Source organism: Bacillus sp. JJ1127 (assembly GCF_036965845.1).
Lineage (GTDB): Bacteria > Bacillota > Bacilli > Bacillales > Bacillaceae_G > Bacillus_A.
The window spans coordinates 1-1,248 of sequence record NZ_JBALQK010000442.1; the positions used below are offsets into that span (position 1 = coordinate 1).

At 30.9% G+C, this 1,248-nt stretch carries 1 protein-coding gene; it reads right to left on the reverse strand.

Going from position 1 to position 1,248, the window contains the following annotated elements; genetic code table 11:
• Nucleotides 1–60: 60 nt before the first annotated feature.
• A complete protein-coding gene (locus V7183_RS25680; protein WP_335361304.1) occupies nucleotides 61–948 on the reverse strand; it encodes a hypothetical protein in 888 nt (295 codons plus the stop codon).
• Nucleotides 949–1,248: the final 300 nt, after the last annotated feature.

The window sequence follows — 1,248 nt, forward strand, 5'->3', positions numbered from 1 at the left end:
AGGCAGTTATCTTCTTTTTTTAGGGACTTTTTCAGTGTCCTCTAAAAATTAGCATTTATTTTACTTTAACAGCGTTCTAGTGACAGCGTATGTTTGTTGTTTTGAATGGTTTGTTCTCCAAAGAGATTGGAAAAAAGAAAGAACGATGTATGGAATATAAAGAAGTAACAGACCAATTGTGACAACAGTTGGTGAACTTCCTCCAAATTGAATCATAAATTGCAGTAATCCATTTGTATGAAAAATACATTCCATAAAACAGAACGAAAGAATAATGGAGCTTAAAATAGATTTATGATTGGAAGCAAGTGCCATAAACAATGTGTTTACAAGAAAGGAAGAATCTCGTATTTCATGATCCTCTGTTTTACTTAAAAATGGTAACCATTTTTTTATTGCTTGCATAACGATAATCATTGATGTGCTAAATATGATGATAAGGGAAGAAAAGAATGGAACTGTTATGTATTTTGCTATGTAGAGAGAAAATAGTATGATTGAGCATTGTAATACAACGGTGCTAAATGAGTACGGTACCCAGTGTAATAACAAAATATATTTCTTTAAAGATTTCGGTGCTTTTAAAAAAACGCGGCCAATGGCTAAGCTAATGAAAAAACCAATTGCAAGCGTGAGTGTGAAACGAGTAATTGAAAAAAAATAAACTTCCCACATGTAAGGAAACAACGGTGTAGAATGTCCTGAGGCATGTAATGCGGTCTTTGAGTTCATAATTGGCTGGGGTGAAAAAAGAATAGATTCATGCATCCAATCAATCATTGGAATCGATATAGAAGGAAAATGAACAGAATTATAAAAAATCCCAAGTAAGCCTTTCAAATAAGAACTTTCATGAGTTAATAATAAAGCGGGAATGGGACTTATAATAAGAACGATAAGAAATCCTATGAAAAAGCGAAATATGTAAGAACGGAATAAAGAAGTCATAAAATCTCACCTACTCTTTGAATATTCAGAAAATTCTTATTCTTATTTTAGCGCTTTTTCGAAGAACTTACAATATCTTTTTCTTTACATATTGGTATAAGCTGTAATCTCATATCATTTTTCCATTTTCAACCTAAAGAAGGTATTGAGATATAATGGGGACTTCACTCTTTACGTTGTTATAAGCTGAAATTTCTCCATCCCTAAAAGTGAATCATTCATGGATAAATTATGACAACAATACGAAAAGTTTTCAGAAAAGTAAAATAAAATGTTTCTTTTTTTCTTAAAATATAATAT

What these genes read in the sequence shown, in the direction of transcription:
- V7183_RS25680 (WP_335361304.1), bottom strand. Translation starts at nt 948, where the DNA reads ATGACTTCTTTATTCCGTTCTTACATATTTCGCTTTTTCATAGGATTT.